Raw genomic sequence first — 17,347 nt, forward strand, 5'->3', positions numbered from 1 at the left:
TTGCGGATGAAAGTAACAGTTTTCGGTATTGGCTATGTTGGCCTAGTGCAGGCTGCTGTTTTGGCAGAGGTTGGTCATGATGTCATGTGTATCGACATTGATGAGAATAAGGTTGAAAACCTAAAAAAAGGGAATATTCCCATCTTTGAACCAGGTCTGGCACCCTTGGTAAAGCAAAACTTTGAGGCTGGGCGTCTGCATTTCACCACCGATGCTAAGGCTGGCGTTGCGCATGGCACAATCCAGTTTATTGCAGTAGGTACGCCGCCGGATGAAGATGGTTCAGCCGATCTCAAGTATGTGACTGCTGTAGCGCGAACCATCGCTGAATACATGACTGAGCACAAAGTGGTAATCGATAAATCAACCGTACCGGTTGGTACCGCAGATAAAGTGCGGGAGGTCATGACTGAAACCTTGCGTAAACGTGGTAGCAACGTAACTTTTGATGTGGTTTCAAACCCCGAGTTCCTGAAAGAAGGTGCAGCTGTTGCCGACTGTATGCGCCCTGAGCGCATCGTTCTCGGTACCGATAACAAGGAAGTCATTGAACAGCTCCGCGAACTGTATGAGCCGTTCAACCGCAATCATGACCGAATGATCCTGATGGATATCCGCAGTGCAGAGCTGACCAAATATGCGGCTAACTGTATGCTGGCAACAAAAATCAGCTTTATGAACGAAATTTCCAATCTGGCAGAAATGTTGGGAGCTGACATCGAAAAAGTACGCCAAGGTATCGGCTCTGATTCTCGCATTGGATATCACTTTATTTATCCAGGGTGCGGTTATGGCGGTTCATGTTTCCCGAAAGATGTTCAGGCGCTTATCCGCACGGCTGAGCATATTGGCTATCAGCCCAAATTACTGCAGGCAGTAGAGCAGGTGAACTCTCAGCAGAAATATAAACTGACGCAGTTCATTCAACAGCATTATGGAAATGATGTTAAAGGTAAAACTTTTGCTCTATGGGGCCTTGCGTTCAAGCCTAATACCGATGACATGCGCGAAGCTTCCAGCCGCGTACTGATGGAGACGCTCTGGGAGTTAGGTGCATCTGTGCAGGCCTACGACCCTGAGGCAATGGCCGAAGCGCAGCGAATTTACGGTCATCGCGCCGATCTGAAGCTGATGGGCACCAAAGAGGCGGCGTTGCAGGGTGCTGATGCGTTGGTTATCTGTACTGAATGGCAGAATTTCCGTGCGCCTGATTTTGACGTCATGAAACAAGCGCTGAAGCAGCCAGTGATTTTTGACGGCCGTAATCTGTTTGATCCGGAACGCCTGCAAGCGCGTGGTTTCACTTATTATGGCATTGGCCGTGGTGCATCGATTAAGCCAGTTATTTAAGAGGTGAGCATGAAATTCCTGGTTACAGGCGCTGCAGGATTTATTGGTTATCACGTAACGGAGCGTTTGTTAGCCTTAGGACACCAGGTTGTCGGTCTCGACAACCTGAATGGCTACTATGATGTCAGCCTTAAGCAAGCACGACTCGACTTATTGCTTGAAAAATCGGCGTTTCGGTTCGTTAAGTTAGACTTGGCTGATCGCAGCGGTATTGCCGAGCTGTTTGTTGAACATCAATTTGAGCGTGTCATTCACCTTGGTGCTCAAGCCGGGGTACGTTACTCCTTGGATCATCCCCTGGCCTATGCTGATTCAAACCTGATTGGTCACTTAAATATCCTTGAGGGGTGTCGACATAATAAAGTCGGTCATCTGCTATATGCATCATCTAGCTCTGTTTATGGCCTTAATCGCAAGCTTCCTTTTTCAACAGAAGACTCGGTGGACCATCCCATATCGTTGTATGCAGCGACCAAAAAAGCCAATGAGCTGATGTCTCACAGTTATTCGCATTTATATGGTCTCCCTACCACAGGGTTACGGTTTTTTACGGTGTACGGCCCTTGGGGGCGTCCTGACATGGCACTGTTTAAATTCACTAAGGCGATATTGGCAGGTGAGAGCATTGATGTATATAACCATGGTGAGATGTACCGTGATTTTACCTACATTGATGATATTACAGAGGCGGTTGTGCGTTTGCAGGCGATTGTTCCCCAACCGGATGCCAATTGGACGGTTGAAAAAGGTTCGCCTGCAACCAGTTCTGCGCCTTATCATGTTTATAATATCGGGAATAGTAGCCCTGTTAAGTTAATGGAATATATTCGAGCCTTGGAAGAAGCTTTAGGTATCACCGCGCGTAAAAATATGATGCCGTTGCAACCCGGCGATGTCATGGACACCAGTGCGGATACTGAAGAGCTTTATCAGGCGATTGCCTTTAAACCTGAAACCAGCGTAACTGAAGGCGTCAAGATGTTTGTTCAGTGGTACAAAGCTTTTTATAAAGTTTAGTAATGGATGATAAAACATGCTTTATAAAGGGGCTTCGGCCTCTTTTCTTTTTCTGGCAGTCTATGGCTGATTATACCGTAGAACAAAAAGCGGGGAGTGAAACGCTGGTACCATCAGAAAACATAAGGCTCCCGAGGGGAGCCTTATGACGTAATCTGAAAAACTATTACAGCAGGAAATCATCCAGGGATTTGCCTTGCTCTTCGATAGCTTTTTTAATTACTGCCGGTGTACGGCCCTGGCCGGTCCAGGTTTTCATTTCGCCGTTTTCATCTTTATAATGGTATTTAGCCGGACGTGCTGCGCGCTTTGCTTTACCTGCAGTTTTACTTGCAGCCATAGTTTGCAGCAGTTCGTTCGGATCGATACCATCTGCAATCAGCATTTCACGGTATTGTTGCAGTTTACGAGTACGCTCTTCAATTTCCGCTTGCGCTTGGCTGTCTTCTTCACGGCGTTCGTTAACAACAACTTCCAACTTCTCAAGCATCTCTTCTAACGTTTCCAGACTGCATTCTCTAGCCTGTGCACGCAGAGTACGGATGTTGTTCAAAATCTTTAATGCTTCGCTCATTGTCCTAGTCTCAAATTATATTAGTGGGGGCGTCTGGATAATAATAGAGTGCTCTTTTCTTTTCTGCAATAGCCAAATCAACAAGAGTCACTAAATTTACCTTTTTAAAAACCTATACTGAGAAACGTCCGAGTAATAAATCCCGTGAGTCTTGCTATTACTCTACATGCTTTTAAGTCAAATTTTCAACAGGTGCTGTCGTGCTCGTCGAGTTAAAATGCATTTGATTGACTCGTTATAATTAGGTTCAACAACAGTATACCGACAGATTTGCGGCTTTTATCACTCCAGTAGATGCACAAAGATTGTAAAAAATGTAAGGGTAAAGATAGCTGCCATGCTTGGCATGGTTGTTAAACATTTCAATTAACACTGTTGTTGATACCTAAAACGCTTTTAATACCTATTTGGTAATGTCTGCAGCCTCGAGCTGCCTGAGGCACCTTCGGCTTATACTCAAAATAATTTCTGTTTCGTTAAGGATAAGTCCTAGATCAACCCTGCATGGGGATAACTACGTGGTGGAGGCCGCTCAACGGACACATCAGCAATGTGAGTATGAAAAGTATAGCTATTAATGAGTTTAGTTAATCAATGGCATTAATTAATAACGGATGAAAAACCAGTGAGTTTTGTAAATAGACGTAAGTTTGGCCAATGAGTAGACTAAATGTACATATCAAGGTAGGGGTATTTACTTAGCGGGCGGAAATCATTAGTCCACTGCGGCCTGACTTAGGCTTACATGCGAGTTGAAAGCGTTGAAGTGTTACGGAATGTTGTTGAGCGAGTGGGTATTACCGTGTTGCTTTATTGATTAAGTGGGTGGCTCTCTAGTGAAATTATTAATCGGTACTCACTATTTCCAATGAGGGTAGAAAAACAGATAGATTTGGAAACCCTTTAGCATTGTGGCTGTAAAGAAACCTGTTGTCAGTTGTTGGCTGACGATCCCAAAGCGACGTTCAACATGTAATGGTGCTACTAGTCATGAAAGGTAATAAGCGTTACGGATTTTAATGTCACAAGCATTGCCAGAAAGTAAAAAAAGCTGAGGTAAAACCCCTGGTTTAGATTCTAAAGTTTGTGCCGAGTCCCCCACTTAAATGCCAACAGCAGGCCTACTGAGTCAAGGCCACTACTTATGAGATACTGAGTATAGAAAGGCCTCTAACGCGTTTTTCGGCAATATGGATGAGATACTATAGGTTGCAATCTGAATCGAGCAGGGGGCCCGTAAGAACCGCTTTTATGTCATAACCCAAACATCCGTTACTTCGGGTCTGATGGTGAAAGATGGGGAAGGGTTCAGGTGAAGGATGTTCTTACAGCTTAAATCCGCCTAAGCAGGATATCTATCCCCAGACACGCTCGCCGAAACCTTCAATAGGATAGTACTGAGCTGCGTCTCTCAATTGCACGCGAGTGCCGCTGGCGGTCATCCGCACACAGAGCAAGGCGTGAGGTTTGGTCCAAATAAGCGGTGAATAACACAGCAATGCATGTAAATGGCCCCAGCCCTACGGAGCGAGCTCCAAACGCCCGTTCTCTGCGTTGTCTGAATTGAACAGAGGCACGCTATGTCCTACGCACTTCGCCTCAATAACGGGCTTTTGGGGCTGCGACGGCACCACGGGAAGGGAAACTGCCTAATGTGAAAATACTAGGTGGTTACAAATGAAATGCTGCAAATAACAAAGGGCAATCCGTTATTAAAGGGATATTTACCACCAGCAGAAAAAAAGATGGCCGCAACGTTATCCGTTGCGGCCATCTTAATTGCTTAGATGACAAACATTGTGCCTTACGGCTGTTTCGTCAACTCAGTTAACGCTTACTTCTTGGACTTTTTTTCAACTTTGGTTGCAACCGGGGCTGCTACCTCAGCTTCTTCTGTGGCTTCGCTGAATTCACGGCCGTAGAAGGTATCCAACAAGATTTGCTTGAGTTCAGAAATCAGTGGGTAACGCGGGTTAGCACCAGTACATTGATCATCAAACGCGTCTTCAGACAGTTTGTCGACTTTCGCCAGGAAGTCAGCTTCTAGTACACCGGCTTCGCGGATAGAGGCAGGGATACCCAGCTCTGCTTTGATTTCATCCAGCCATTTCAGCAGTTTCTCGATCTTCTGAGCTGTACGGTCACCGGCAGCACTCAGGCCCAAGTGGTCAGCGACCTCTGCGTAGCGACGACGCGCCTGTGGACGGTCATACTGGCTGAATGCAGTCTGCTTGGTCGGGTTGTCGTTGGCGTTATAACGGATAACGTTAGAGATCAACATCGCGTTAGCCAGACCGTGCGGGATATGGAACTCTGAACCCAGTTTGTGGGCCATTGAGTGACATACGCCCAGGAAGGCGTTAGCAAACGCAATACCGGCGATTGTAGCAGCGTTGTGTACACGCTCACGGGCAACCGGGTTTTTTGCGCCTTCTTTATAGCTGGTTGGCAGATATTCTTTCAGCAATTTCAGGGCTTGTAGTGCCTGACCGTCAGAGTATTCGTTTGCCAGCACAGAAACATAAGCTTCCAGAGCGTGAGTTACCGCATCCAGGCCGCCAAAGGCGCACAGGGATTTTGGCATGTTCATCACCAGGTTGGCATCGACAATTGCCATGTCCGGTGTCAGAGCATAGTCTGCCAGTGGATATTTCTGGCCGGTGGCGTCATCGGTAACAACCGCAAACGGAGTCACTTCTGAACCGGTACCTGAAGTAGTGGTGACAGCGATCATCTTCGCTTTCACACCCATTTTCGGGAACTTGTAGATACGTTTACGGATGTCCATAAAGCGCAGTGCCAAATCTTCGAAATGGGTTTCAGGGTGTTCGTACAGCACCCACATGATCTTCGCTGCATCCATTGGTGAACCGCCGCCAAGTGCGATGATCACATCTGGTTTGAAGGAGTTCATCTGTTCGGCACCTTTACGTACGATGCTCAGTGTTGGGTCAGCTTCAACTTCAAAGAACACTTCGGTTTCAACACCGTGCGATTTCAGAACCTTGGTGATCTGATCGGCATAGCCGTTATTGAACAGGTAGCGGTCGGTAACGATAAAGGCGCGTTTTGCCCCATCGCTAGCCACCTCATCCAGCGCGATTGGCAGAGAGCCCCGGCGGAAGTAGATAGATTTAGGAAGTTTGTGCCACAACATGTTTTCTGCTCGCTTCGCTACAGTTTTCTTGTTGATCAAGTGTTTTGGACCGACGTTCTCAGAGATGGAGTTACCACCCCATGAACCGCAGCCCAGCGTCAGTGAAGGAGCGAGTTTAAAGTTGTACAGGTCACCGATACCACCCTGAGATGCAGGGGTGTTAATCAGGATACGTGCGGTTTTCATTTTGTCGCCGAAATACTCGACACGTTCAGTCTGGTTATCTTGGTCGGTGTACAGGCAAGAGGTGTGACCGATACCGCCCATGGCGACCAGTTTCTCTGCTTTGCTGACGGCATCTTCAAAGTTTTTTGCACGGTACATAGCCAGGGTAGGGGACAGTTTTTCGTGTGCAAATGGCTCTGATTCATCAACCAGTTTCACTTCACCGATCAGGATCTTGGTATTGGCTGGCACTTTGATACCGGCCATTTCAGCGATTTTTGGCGCAGACTGACCAACGATGGCTGCATTCAGGCCGCCATTTTTCAAAATGATGTCTTGAACGGCTTTCAGCTCTTTACCCTGCAGCATATAGCCACCGTGGGAAGCGAAACGCTCGCGAACGGCATCATAAATTGAGTCAACAACAATAACCGACTGCTCAGAAGCACAAATTACGCCACTGTCGAAGGTTTTTGACATCAGAATCGAAGCCACAACACGCTTGATGTCTGCGGTTTCATCCACAACGACTGGGGTGTTACCGGCACCTACGCCAATTGCAGGCTTACCAGAACTGTACGCAGCCTTAACCATACCAGGACCACCGGTCGCCAGGATCAGGTTGATGTCTGGGTGGTGCATTAACTGATTTGACAAATCAACCGTCGGTTGATCGATCCAACCCACGATGTCTTTTGGTGCACCTGCAGCGATAGCAGCCTGAAGAACAATGTCAGCCGCTTTATTGGTGGCATTTTTGGCACGCGGGTGCGGGGAGAAAATGATACCGTTACGTGTTTTCAAGCTGATAAGAGCTTTGAAAATAGCGGTAGAAGTTGGGTTAGTGGTAGGAACGATGCCACAAATCAGGCCAATCGGTTCAGCGATGGTAATGGTACCGAAGGTCTGGTCTTCAGAGAGAATACCGCAGGTTTTCTCATCTTTATAAGCGTTATAGATATATTCGGATGCGAAGTGGTTTTTGATGACTTTATCTTCAACGATCCCCATACCTGATTCTTCAACGGCCATCTTGGCCAGGGGAATACGTGCATCGGCAGCGGCGAGGGCGGCGGCGCGGAAAATTTTATCTACTTGCTCTTGCGAGAAGTTGGCATACTCGCGCTGGGCTTTTTTGACACGCGCTACCAGCTCGTTCAATTCAGCGACATTCGTTACAGCCATAATGCTCTCCTGATAATGTTAAACTCTTTCAGTGAATAAGCCGTTCGAGCAACTAGTATAGACAGGGGGGAGGGTGGTGTCTGTTAAAAACAGTGGTTCCCCACATTTAGCAACTCATACTGCTGATTTACTTAAAGAGCTTTACCAACTGCCGAAGCTATCGTAGGCAAAAGGTAGAACGAAATCACCGCTACTTAATCTTTAACATTCTTATCTCTTCTAGCGACGACTGAGAGCTTAACTATTTCTGAGTGGATATTATGTGATTTAAATCATAAAAAATGCATGCTGACACCTTTCAGCTTGGGTTTTTGAGAATCATTCTCAATAATATGACTAGCTTTCGTGCTTTCACACATAAAACAGCAATGTTTATACGTTACATTAACAAAAGAGTATTATTTTGTAACAATGCTGTGGGTAGGGGAAAAATGCTATGGGTGGATGGATTACCCGGCGCAATTCTATTACATTAGCGCGCATCAGCAGCCTCTCTTTTACAGCTATTAAATGCGGAGTTTTTTGTGGGCCAATCGATGTTGGATCTTTCCGTCTATATCAAGTTTTTTGTTGGCTTGTTTGCGCTGGTAAATCCGGTAGGAATTCTACCGGTATTTATCAGCATGACCAGCTATCAGGCTGAGGCTGGGCGTAACAAAACCAACCTGACGGCTAACCTGTCGGTGGCTATTATCCTGTGGACCTCACTGTTCTTGGGAGAAGTTATACTGCGTGTCTTCGGCATCTCCATCGATTCGTTCCGTATTGCTGGTGGAATTCTGGTGGTCAGTATTGCCATGTCGATGATCAGCGGCAAATTGGGGGAGGACAAACAGAACAAGCAGGAAAAATCAGAGAGTGCGATCCGTGAAAGCATCGGGGTTGTACCCTTGGCATTACCATTGATGGCTGGCCCTGGCGCAATCAGTTCAACCATTGTTTGGAGTTCACGCTATCACAGCTGGCAAAACCTGTTAGGTTTTACCCTGGCTATTGCTGTGTTTGCCTTTTGTTGCTGGTTATTGTTCCGCGCGGCTCCCTTATTGGTACGCTTACTGGGCCAAACCGGCATCAACGTTGTCACACGTATCATGGGGTTGTTACTGATGGCGTTAGGGATTGAGTTTATTGTAACCGGAATTAAAGCTATATTCCCTGGCCTGTTATAACCGCAGCTAAGCCGTGGATAAGAACATTCGCGGCTAAATATTTTTAATTATTAAATTATTACCGATAGCGCTTTAATAGTGAACATATCCCATCCGCTACCTTATATTTAGCGTTAAACTGTATAAAAATCCCTCTACAGCTTAGTAATGTCTCTATCGGCTATTTTTGATACTTTCACCACGTTTTCCCTACGGTTTTTTCCTTGAGCACCCAACAAATGCTGCAAATTTATTCACCTCATTCTGTAGGGGTTGTATCAAATTCTTACAGATGTTATTAGTGAGTAACGAAGCATTAGTAGGTGTTTATTCTTTGAACTATGCAGATTGTTAACTGAATGTTTCTTTCTGGCGATGTTTGGCAGTGAGTCAGAGTTAGGTAGGGCTTTTGTTTTTTAAGTCCTTTAAAATCTTTTTAAATCATTTTGTTGGCGTGTTTTTTCGCAAAAATTTAAACATGGGAGTGGTGATGCTCGGGGATACAAAAGTGAAATGCTTAACATTTCCGTAAAATTTATCGGCTACGGCTTTTTACTTCTGCTAATTTACGGGCAGCTCAGTCAGGAATTAGTCTTTTTTCTGACTCGTAATTCAGGAAGGTCTTTTTCAGCGTTTATTTATTCGGCATTGGTATAAATATTCCACCATTATTGCAACAACTCCTATTGGTGAAAGGAACCTGAACTATGCAGCAAACAATGACTTACACGCCGCAGGTGCTTATGTTTGCCGCCGTATTGGGGGGAGTTGTCGTTAAAAACACTCGTGCGGCAGAGGTTCCTGTTGGAACGCAACTGGCGACACAGCAGAGGACTGAATTGGCGACGTTCCTGCCAACGTCTTCTGAAGTCAGCGATTTAAACCGTTATCGCAGTGGCGAAATCGATATTACCAATGGTGCTATTCCGCCCAATCTGTATGCCAAAATGAAGCGCAAGATCCCCGAGCCACTGCACATCAATTCTTATCTGTGTACCTTCTACTATGAAATTAATACCCAGCGTGCGCCATTTACTGATGCGCGTGTAAGTACGGTTGTCGAACTGACGCTGGCTCGCGACAATTTACCGGCGCCAGCAGGCGCCGGTAATGCAAGGAAGGGCAATGCCGTTTTTTCCACGGCGCCTGCCCGCAACATTACCCGATTAACGGGCAACGCAGATCCCTCGTTGGGGCTGTGATAATAAAAACTGGAGTTAATACATGATCAACATCACAAAGAAATCACTATTGGCAGTAGGCATTATTGCCGCGTTTAGTCTTACTGCTACTGGAAGTGCAATCGCTGCGGTTGTTCCAGCGGGGGTGCAACTGGCAGATAAACAAGAACTGGTTAAGAACAACGGTTCAGAAGTACAGTCTCTGGATCCGCACAAGATTGAAGGTGTGCCAGAAAATAACGTTACTCGCGATCTGCTCGAAGGCTTGGCGAATAACGATTTGGATGGGTCGATAGTCCCTGGTGTTGCCGAAAGCTGGGATAACAAAGATTTTAAAGTGTGGACCTTCCATCTGCGTAAAGATGCTAAATGGTCGAATGGTCAGCCGGTAACGGCACAGGATTTTGTTTATAGCTGGCAGCGTATTGTCGATCCAAAAACTGCGTCCCCTTATGCCAGCTACCTGCAGTATGCTCACGTAGAAAACGTTGACGACATTATTGCCGGTAAAAAAGATAAATCCACGCTGGGCGTAAAGGCCATCGACGATCATACCTTCCAGGTTACCCTGACCGAACCGGTGCCATACTTGGTAGAAATGACGCCACACTACGCGATGAAGCCAGTGTATAAAGACGTCGTTGAGAAGTTTGGTGAAAAATGGACGCTGCCACAGAATTACGTCAGTAATGGTGCCTATAAGTTGAAAGATTGGGTGGTTAACGAACGTATCGTGCTCGAACGTAACCCGGAATATTGGGATAACGCGAAAACCATCATTAATAAGGTCACTTTCCTGCCGATTGCTTCAGAAGTTACCGACGTGAACCGCTATCGTACCGGTGAAATTGACATGACTTATAATTATTTGCCGATTGAACTGTTCCATAAACTGAAAAAGGAGATCCCGAACGAAGTTCATGTCGATCCTTACCTGTGTACTTATTATTACGAAATGAACAACCAGAAGGCACCGTTTACCGATGCTCGCGTACGTGAAGCCCTCAAGCTGGGGATGGACCGCGACATTATCACCAATAAGGTGAAGAATCAGGGTGACCTACCCGCCTATGGTTTTACACCGCCGTACGCAGATGGCGTTAAATTGACACCGCCAGAGTGGTTCGGTTGGACGCAGGATAAACGCAATGAGGCAGCCAAAAAACTGCTGGCTGAGGCAGGCTACGGCCCAGATAAACCACTCACCTTCTCCCTTCTGTACAATACCTCCGACCTGCACAAAAAATTGGCCATCGCCGCCGCCTCCATCTGGAAGAAAAACCTGGGTGTAGAAGTTAAACTGGTGAATCAGGAGTGGAAGACCTTCCTGGATACCCGCCATCAGGGGACTTACGATGTATCAAGGGCTGCTTGGTGTGCCGATTATAACGAACCAAGCTCCTTCCTGAATATGATGCTTTCCGACAGCAGCAGTAACACACCACACTATAAGAGTGCCGCATTCGACAAGATTATGGCCGATGCCATATCAGCTAAAACCAAAGAAGAGCGTGTAGGACTTTACCAGCAAGCCGAAGTCCAACTGGATAAAGATTCTGCCATCGTTCCGGTTTATTACTATGTCAATGCCCGCCTGGTGAAACCATATGTTGGCGGTTACACCGGCAAAGACCCGCTTGACAACGTGTACGACAAAAACCTGTACATCATCAAGCATTGATACGGTAAGGGCTGGCAGCAGGGGTTGCCAGCCCACGTTAAGAAAATAAGCCGTTATCAGGCTGAAGCACAGGGTTAGGGCAATGCTTAAATTTATATTTCGTCGCCTGTTAGAGGCGATCCCGACACTATTTATCCTTATTACCATCTCATTCTTTATGATGCGTCTCGCTCCCGGTAGCCCATTTACCGGTGAGCGTGCGCTACCACCTGAAGTGATGGCCAACATTGAAGCTAAATACCATCTCAACGATCCGATCTGGAAACAGTACGGGCATTATCTGGTGCAGCTGTCGAAAGGGGATTTTGGTCCCTCATTCAAATACAAAGACTATACGGTCAATGACCTGGTTGCGGGTTCATTTCCCGTCTCAGCCAAATTGGGTTTTGCCGCTTTCATACTGGCGGTGGTATTGGGAGTGAGTGCAGGAGTGGTTGCTGCATTGCATCAGAATACTAAGTGGGACTATACGGTGATGGGTTTTGCCATGACCGGGGTGGTGATCCCCAGCTTTGTGGTGGCGCCGTTGCTGGTACTGATCTTTGCCATTACCCTGAAATGGCTGCCAGGAGGTGGCTGGAATGGTGGGGCACCTAAGTTCATCATTCTGCCAATGGTAGCTCTCTCTCTGGCATATATCGCCAGCATCGCCCGTATCACCCGTGGCTCGATGATTGAAGTGTTGCACTCCAACTTTATCCGCACCGCACGCGCGAAAGGGCTGCCGATGCGGCGTATCATTTTTCGTCATGCGCTGAAGCCGGCCATGTTACCTGTACTGTCCTATTTAGGGCCTGCGTTCGTCGGGATTATCACCGGTTCTATGGTGATCGAAACTATCTTTGGTCTACCCGGAATTGGCCAACTGTTTGTTAACGGTGCTTTAAACCGTGACTACTCACTGGTGTTGAGCCTGACTATTCTGGTGGGCGGCTTAACAATTCTGTTCAACGCGATCGTTGACGTGCTGTATGCCGTGATCGACCCGAAAATCCGCTACTAGACTGGAGCACGCAAGATGTTGACAAAAAAGAACAGCGAAGCTCTGGAAAACTTCAGTGAAAAACTTGAAGTAGAAGGGCGCAGCCTATGGCAGGATGCGCGTCGCCGCTTTATGCATAACCGTGCGGCGGTGACCAGCCTGTTTGTTTTAGTACTGATTACCCTGTTTGTGATCTGCACTCCCTGGCTATCGCAATTTGCCTATGACGACACTGATTGGGCAATGATGTCGGCTGCTCCTAACTTGGAGTCAGCACACTACTTTGGTACTGACTCCTCAGGACGTGATTTACTGGTGCGGGTAGCCATTGGGGGACGCGTCTCGCTGATGGTTGGCGTGGCAGCGGCGCTGGTTGCCGTTGTGGTGGGTACTTTATACGGCTCTCTGTCGGGTTATTTGGGCGGCAAAACAGACTCCGTCATGATGCGTCTGCTGGAGATCCTCAATTCATTCCCGTTCATGTTCTTTGTGATCCTGCTAGTGACCTTCTTTGGGCAAAATATTCTGCTGATCTTTGTGGCGATCGGCATGGTTTCCTGGTTGGACATGGCGCGTATTGTGCGAGGGCAGACACTCAGCCTCAAGCGTAAAGAGTTCATCGAGGCTGCGTTAGTGTGTGGCGTATCGACTCGCAATATTGTCCTGCGGCATATCGTGCCAAACGTGTTGGGCGTGGTAGTGGTTTATGCATCACTGCTGGTACCCAGTATGATCCTGTTTGAATCCTTCCTGAGTTTTCTGGGGTTGGGAACCCAAGAGCCATTGAGCAGTTGGGGCGCGCTATTGAGCGATGGTGCCAACTCGATGGAAGTTTCACCGTGGCTGCTGCTGTTCCCAGCAGGTTTCCTGGTTGTCACTCTTTTTTGTTTCAACTTTATCGGCGATGGCCTGCGTGACGCCCTCGACCCGAAAGATCGTTAAGGAGTGCAATCATGCACATAATTGAAAATCAATCGCTGCTGGATGTAAAAGACCTGCGTGTAACCTTCTCTACGCCGGATGGGGATGTAACAGCAGTAAACGATCTTAATTTCGATCTGCGTGCCGGGGAAACCTTGGGGATCGTTGGGGAGTCTGGTTCGGGAAAATCACAGACTGCATTTGCACTGATGGGTTTGCTGGCCAGTAATGGCCGTATCGGCGGTTCTGCAAAGTTTAATGGCCGCGAAATACTTAACCTGCCTGAAAACGAGCTCAACAAACTGCGTGCCGAAGAGATCTCCATGATCTTTCAAGACCCAATGACCTCGCTGAACCCCTATATGCGTGTGGGTGAGCAGTTGATGGAAGTGCTGATGCTGCATAAAAAAATCAGCAAAAGCGCAGCATTTGAAGAGTCTGTGCGTATGCTGGACGCGGTCAAAATGCCAGAAGCGCGTAAACGTATGCGCATGTACCCGCATGAATTCTCCGGGGGAATGCGTCAGCGGGTGATGATTGCCATGGCACTGCTGTGTGGGCCGAAACTTCTGATTGCCGATGAGCCTACCACTGCGCTGGATGTTACCGTACAGGCGCAAATCATGACACTGCTGAATGAATTACAACGCGAATTCAATACGGCAATCATCATGATTACCCATGACTTAGGCGTGGTGGCAGGGATCTGTAACAAGGTACTGGTCATGTATGCCGGACGCACCATGGAATATGGCACAGCCCGCGATGTGTTCTACCAGCCGAGTCATCCATACTCAATCGGCTTGCTGAATGCAGTGCCTCGCCTGGATGCTGAAGGCGGATCGCTCATGACCATCCCAGGTAACCCGCCAAATTTATTGCGTTTACCAAAGGGCTGCCCGTTCCAACCGCGTTGCCCTCACTCGATGGAAGAGTGCTCGAGTGCTCCACCTTTGGAGCAGTTTGGTGAAGGGCGCCTTCGCGCCTGCTTCAAACCGGTGGAGGCTTTGGTATGACAGCAACTGATAAACGAGTGCTGCTTGAAGTCGCAGACTTGAAAGTTCATTTCGATATTCACGATGCTAAACAGTGGTTTTGGCAGGCGCCAAAAACCCTGAAGGCTGTTGATGGGGTTACCCTACGCCTGTTTGAGGGTGAAACGCTCGGCGTCGTCGGCGAGTCCGGTTGCGGGAAATCTACCTTCGCTCGCGCGATTATTGGTCTAGTGAAGGCAACCAGCGGTAGCGTTACCTGGTTGGGTAAAGATTTGCTGGGAATGAGTGATGCGGACTGGCGTAAAACCAGAAGCGACATTCAGATGATTTTTCAGGATCCGCTGGCTTCGCTTAATCCACGCATGACGATTGGCGACATCATTGCCGAACCTTTACGCACCTATAATCCGCACATGCCACGTCAGGAAGTGAAGGATAAGGTTAAGGCGATGATGATGAAGGTCGGTTTACTACCGAATCTGATCAACCGTTACCCCCATGAGTTTTCGGGCGGGCAGTGCCAGCGAATTGGTATCGCTCGGGCTTTGATACTGGAACCTAAACTGGTGATCTGTGATGAGCCGGTCTCGGCATTGGATGTTTCCATTCAGGCGCAAGTAGTGAACTTGTTGCAACAGCTGCAGCGCGAAATGGGGCTGTCATTGATCTTTATTGCCCACGACTTGGCGGTGGTAAAGCATATTTCTGATCGTGTTCTGGTGATGTATCTAGGGCATGCTGTGGAACTGGGAACCTATGATGAGGTGTACCACAACCCGCAACACCCTTATACCAAAGCGTTGATGTCTGCGGTGCCGATCCCGGACCCGGATAAACAGAAAGAAAGACAGATCCAACTGCTGGAGGGGGAACTGCCTTCGCCCATTAATCCACCTTCCGGTTGCGTCTTCCGCACCCGTTGCCCGATTGCTGGGCCAGAGTGCGCCAAGACGCGTCCGCTATTGGAAGGTAGTTTTCGCCATGCGGTGTCTTGTTTGAAGGTCGACCCGTTATAAATGCTTGATTATCAATAACGGTGGCTAATTGAACTGCACCCTGAAAGTGGGGAACCCAACAAGTAAAGGTGCAGTTTTTTTGTGTCTGAGGCGCTTACTCTTTCCACAAAATGTGGCAAAGCTTGTTATCTTTTTCGCGGCAAATCAGCACTCGAGCAAACACATCGTTAATCGGTTCGCCATCACTATCAGCAAGACCGATGACCACTTCAGCGAAGAAATCCGGGTTTAGATCGTAATCCACATGTTCCTGCCAATCTTCGGCGGGATCGTAAAGCTCTGCACCACCACGTTCTTCAAACTGCAGGTTAAATAGCAAGATATCGGCCGGATCCAGATTGTCGCCTGCCAGTTCAAGGAAGATATCGTAAGCCTGTTCCAGCGTTTCATCTTCTGTAAGGCGATTATTCAAGTCCATAAAAAATCCTGTCACAAATAATTTGGCGTTATTAAACCATGCTCGTTACAGCTTTTACAGCAACGGGCTGAAAAAGTAGAAAAGACGTTCCACAATGCGATGCCAAAATGGACGCTTCGCCCACTGTTTGCCATCCAAAAGTTCCGAACGCGCAATATAGTCATCTTGCACGCAGGCCAGATCGTTGCCGAAGCCGTCATCGTCAATTACCAGCGTGATCTCAAAGTTTAACCATAGGCTGCGCATATCAAGATTGACCGTTCCCACCAGGCTGAGTTGTCCATCGACCAACACGCTCTTGGTATGCAGCAATCCGCCTTTGAACTGATAAATCCTTACGCCAGCATCCAGTAACTCTGAGAAGAATGAACGGCTGGCCCAGCGTACCATCATGGAGTCGTTGTCATGCGGTACAATAATGCTGACTTCTACGCCACGTAATGCCGCAGTACAGATGGCGTGCAGGAGATCGTCACTGGGTACGAAGTAAGGGGTGGTCATAATCAACTGTTTACGTGCGGAATAAACCGCTGTGAGCAGTGCCTGGTGGATCATCTCATCCGGGAATCCCGGGCCGGAGGCAATGACCTGAATGGTATGGCCGCTTTCCTGCTCGAACGGCATGATGTTCACATCAGGTGGCGGTGGCAGAATGCGTTTACCTGTCTCGATTTCCCAGTCGCAGGCGTAAACGATACCCATGGTGGTTGCAACCGGGCCCTCCATACGCGCCATCAAATCGATCCACTGGCCAACACCTGCATCCTGCTTAAAAAAGCGGGGATCGACCATGTTCATGCTGCCGGTATAGGCAATATAATTATCGATCAGCACCATTTTACGGTGTTGCCGCAAGTCCATGCGGCGTAAAAACACGCGGAACAGACTAACCTTGAGCGCTTCGACGACTTCGATCCCGGCATTGCGCATCATTCCGGGGTAAGGGCCACGGAAGAATTGCACACTACCTGCAGAGTCCAACAGCAGGCGGCAGTGTACACCACGGCGCGCAGCGGCCATCAAAGACTCTGCAACCTGATCGGCTTGACCTCCGGGTTGCCAGATATAGAACACCATTTCGATATTGTGGCGAGCCAGCCCGATATCGCGGATCAGCGCATTTAATGTTTCATCGGTCGTAGTCAGTAACTGCAACTGATTGCCTTTGACCCCATCGATGCCCTGCCGACGATGACAAAGCTCAAACAGTGGGCGGGCAACCTCACTGTAATCTGTTGCAAATATCCGTTGGCTTTCTTTGAGTTCGCTCAACCACCGTGCGGTAGAAGGCCACATGGCTTTGGCTCTTTCGGCTCGGCGTTTCCCCAAATGCAACTCACCGAAGGACAGATAAGCCACGATACCGACGAGTGGCAGTATGTAGATAACCAACAGCCAAGCCATTGCCGAAGGAACAGCACGCCGCTTCATAAGAATGCGCAGCGTCACTCCGGCTACAACTAACCAGTAGCCGAATACTAGGAGCCAACTCATTACGGTATAAAATGTTGTCATAAAGGCGAAAAATCCCATGCGCAAGCTACCAATAATGAGTGT

The 17,347-nt window shown here is 48.0% G+C and carries 12 protein-coding genes and 1 pseudogene; 9 read left to right on the forward strand and 4 right to left on the reverse strand.

Features of this window, described 5'->3' with window-relative positions:
- Positions 1-6: 6 nt before the first annotated feature.
- Positions 7-1,350: a UDP-glucose dehydrogenase family protein gene (locus tag SAQUA_RS11010; protein ID WP_380673476.1), complete on the forward strand. Its 1,344-nt coding sequence runs from the start codon at positions 7-9 to the stop codon at positions 1,348-1,350.
- 9 nt (positions 1,351-1,359) lie between these two features.
- Positions 1,360-2,367 (forward strand): NAD-dependent epimerase, encoded by a 1,008-nt coding sequence (locus SAQUA_RS11015; RefSeq protein WP_380673478.1) that lies wholly within the window; start codon positions 1,360-1,362, stop codon positions 2,365-2,367.
- Positions 2,368-2,533: 166 nt separating this feature from the next.
- On the opposite strand, the gene hns is transcribed toward SAQUA_RS11015, so the two are convergent.
- Positions 2,534-2,941, reverse strand: coding sequence for a histone-like nucleoid-structuring protein H-NS (hns, locus tag SAQUA_RS11020; RefSeq protein WP_380673480.1), 408 nt, complete (start codon positions 2,939-2,941; stop codon positions 2,534-2,536).
- A 1,834-nt stretch (positions 2,942-4,775) separates the two neighbouring features.
- Positions 4,776-7,448 carry a bifunctional acetaldehyde-CoA/alcohol dehydrogenase gene (gene adhE, locus SAQUA_RS11025; RefSeq protein WP_380673482.1) on the reverse strand — a complete coding sequence of 891 codons (2,673 nt, stop codon included), beginning with the start codon at positions 7,446-7,448 and terminating at the stop codon, positions 4,776-4,778.
- A 524-nt stretch (positions 7,449-7,972) separates the two neighbouring features.
- Here adhE and SAQUA_RS11030 point away from each other — a divergent pair.
- The 7 genes and pseudogenes from SAQUA_RS11030 to oppF all read left to right on the forward strand — a co-directional run bounded on the left by SAQUA_RS11030 (position 7,973) and on the right by oppF (position 15,372).
- Positions 7,973-8,617 (forward strand): YchE family NAAT transporter, encoded by a 645-nt coding sequence (locus SAQUA_RS11030; protein WP_380673484.1) that lies wholly within the window; start codon positions 7,973-7,975, stop codon positions 8,615-8,617.
- 821 nt (positions 8,618-9,438) lie between these two features.
- Positions 9,439-9,678 (forward strand): annotated as a pseudogene (locus SAQUA_RS11035) (oligopeptide ABC transporter substrate-binding protein OppA); the annotation flags it as partial.
- Positions 9,679-9,820: 142 nt separating this feature from the next.
- Entirely contained in the window at positions 9,821-11,458 is a 1,638-nt protein-coding gene (gene oppA, locus SAQUA_RS11040; RefSeq protein WP_380673486.1) for an oligopeptide ABC transporter substrate-binding protein OppA, read from the forward strand.
- A gap of 82 nt (positions 11,459-11,540) precedes the next feature.
- Complete coding sequence (gene oppB, locus SAQUA_RS11045) at positions 11,541-12,461, forward strand: oligopeptide ABC transporter permease OppB (protein WP_380673488.1); 921 nt, start codon at positions 11,541-11,543, stop codon at positions 12,459-12,461.
- A gap of 15 nt (positions 12,462-12,476) precedes the next feature.
- Positions 12,477-13,382 carry an oligopeptide ABC transporter permease OppC gene (gene oppC, locus SAQUA_RS11050; RefSeq protein WP_380673490.1) on the forward strand — a complete coding sequence of 302 codons (906 nt, stop codon included), beginning with the start codon at positions 12,477-12,479 and terminating at the stop codon, positions 13,380-13,382.
- A gap of 11 nt (positions 13,383-13,393) precedes the next feature.
- Positions 13,394-14,377 (forward strand): ABC transporter ATP-binding protein, encoded by a 984-nt coding sequence (locus tag SAQUA_RS11055; protein ID WP_380673492.1) that lies wholly within the window; start codon positions 13,394-13,396, stop codon positions 14,375-14,377.
- Entirely contained in the window at positions 14,374-15,372 is a 999-nt protein-coding gene (gene oppF / locus SAQUA_RS11060) for a murein tripeptide/oligopeptide ABC transporter ATP binding protein OppF (RefSeq protein WP_380673494.1), read from the forward strand. Before SAQUA_RS11055 ends, oppF begins: the two co-directional genes overlap by 4 nt.
- Before the next feature lie 94 nt (positions 15,373-15,466).
- Here oppF and SAQUA_RS11065 read toward each other — a convergent pair whose 3' ends face one another.
- Both SAQUA_RS11065 and cls read right to left on the reverse strand, forming a co-directional pair.
- Positions 15,467-15,790 carry an HI1450 family dsDNA-mimic protein gene (locus SAQUA_RS11065; protein ID WP_021181235.1) on the reverse strand — a complete coding sequence of 108 codons (324 nt, stop codon included), beginning with the start codon at positions 15,788-15,790 and terminating at the stop codon, positions 15,467-15,469.
- Between the two features lie 54 nt (positions 15,791-15,844).
- Positions 15,845-17,305 (reverse strand): cardiolipin synthase, encoded by a 1,461-nt coding sequence (gene cls / locus SAQUA_RS11070; RefSeq protein WP_380673497.1) that lies wholly within the window; start codon positions 17,303-17,305, stop codon positions 15,845-15,847.
- Positions 17,306-17,347 lie beyond the last annotated feature (42 nt).

The organism is Serratia aquatilis (assembly GCF_044865145.1).
Taxonomy (GTDB): Bacteria; Pseudomonadota; Gammaproteobacteria; order Enterobacterales; family Enterobacteriaceae; genus Chania; species Chania aquatilis.

Coding starts and splice junctions, on each gene's coding strand:
- SAQUA_RS11010 (WP_380673476.1), top strand. CDS start 7: ATGAAAGTAACAGTTTTCGGTATTGGCTATGTTGGCCTAGTGCAGGCT.
- SAQUA_RS11015 (WP_380673478.1), top strand. CDS start 1,360: ATGAAATTCCTGGTTACAGGCGCTGCAGGATTTATTGGTTATCACGTA.
- hns (WP_380673480.1), bottom strand. CDS start 2,941: ATGAGCGAAGCATTAAAGATTTTGAACAACATCCGTACTCTGCGTGCA.
- adhE (WP_380673482.1), bottom strand. CDS start 7,448: ATGGCTGTAACGAATGTCGCTGAATTGAACGAGCTGGTAGCGCGTGTC.
- oppA (WP_380673486.1), top strand. CDS start 9,821: ATGATCAACATCACAAAGAAATCACTATTGGCAGTAGGCATTATTGCC.
- oppB (WP_380673488.1), top strand. CDS start 11,541: ATGCTTAAATTTATATTTCGTCGCCTGTTAGAGGCGATCCCGACACTA.
- oppC (WP_380673490.1), top strand. CDS start 12,477: ATGTTGACAAAAAAGAACAGCGAAGCTCTGGAAAACTTCAGTGAAAAA.
- SAQUA_RS11055 (WP_380673492.1), top strand. CDS start 13,394: ATGCACATAATTGAAAATCAATCGCTGCTGGATGTAAAAGACCTGCGT.
- oppF (WP_380673494.1), top strand. CDS start 14,374: ATGACAGCAACTGATAAACGAGTGCTGCTTGAAGTCGCAGACTTGAAA.
- SAQUA_RS11065 (WP_021181235.1), bottom strand. CDS start 15,790: ATGGACTTGAATAATCGCCTTACAGAAGATGAAACGCTGGAACAGGCT.
- cls (WP_380673497.1), bottom strand. CDS start 17,305: ATGACAACATTTTATACCGTAATGAGTTGGCTCCTAGTATTCGGCTAC.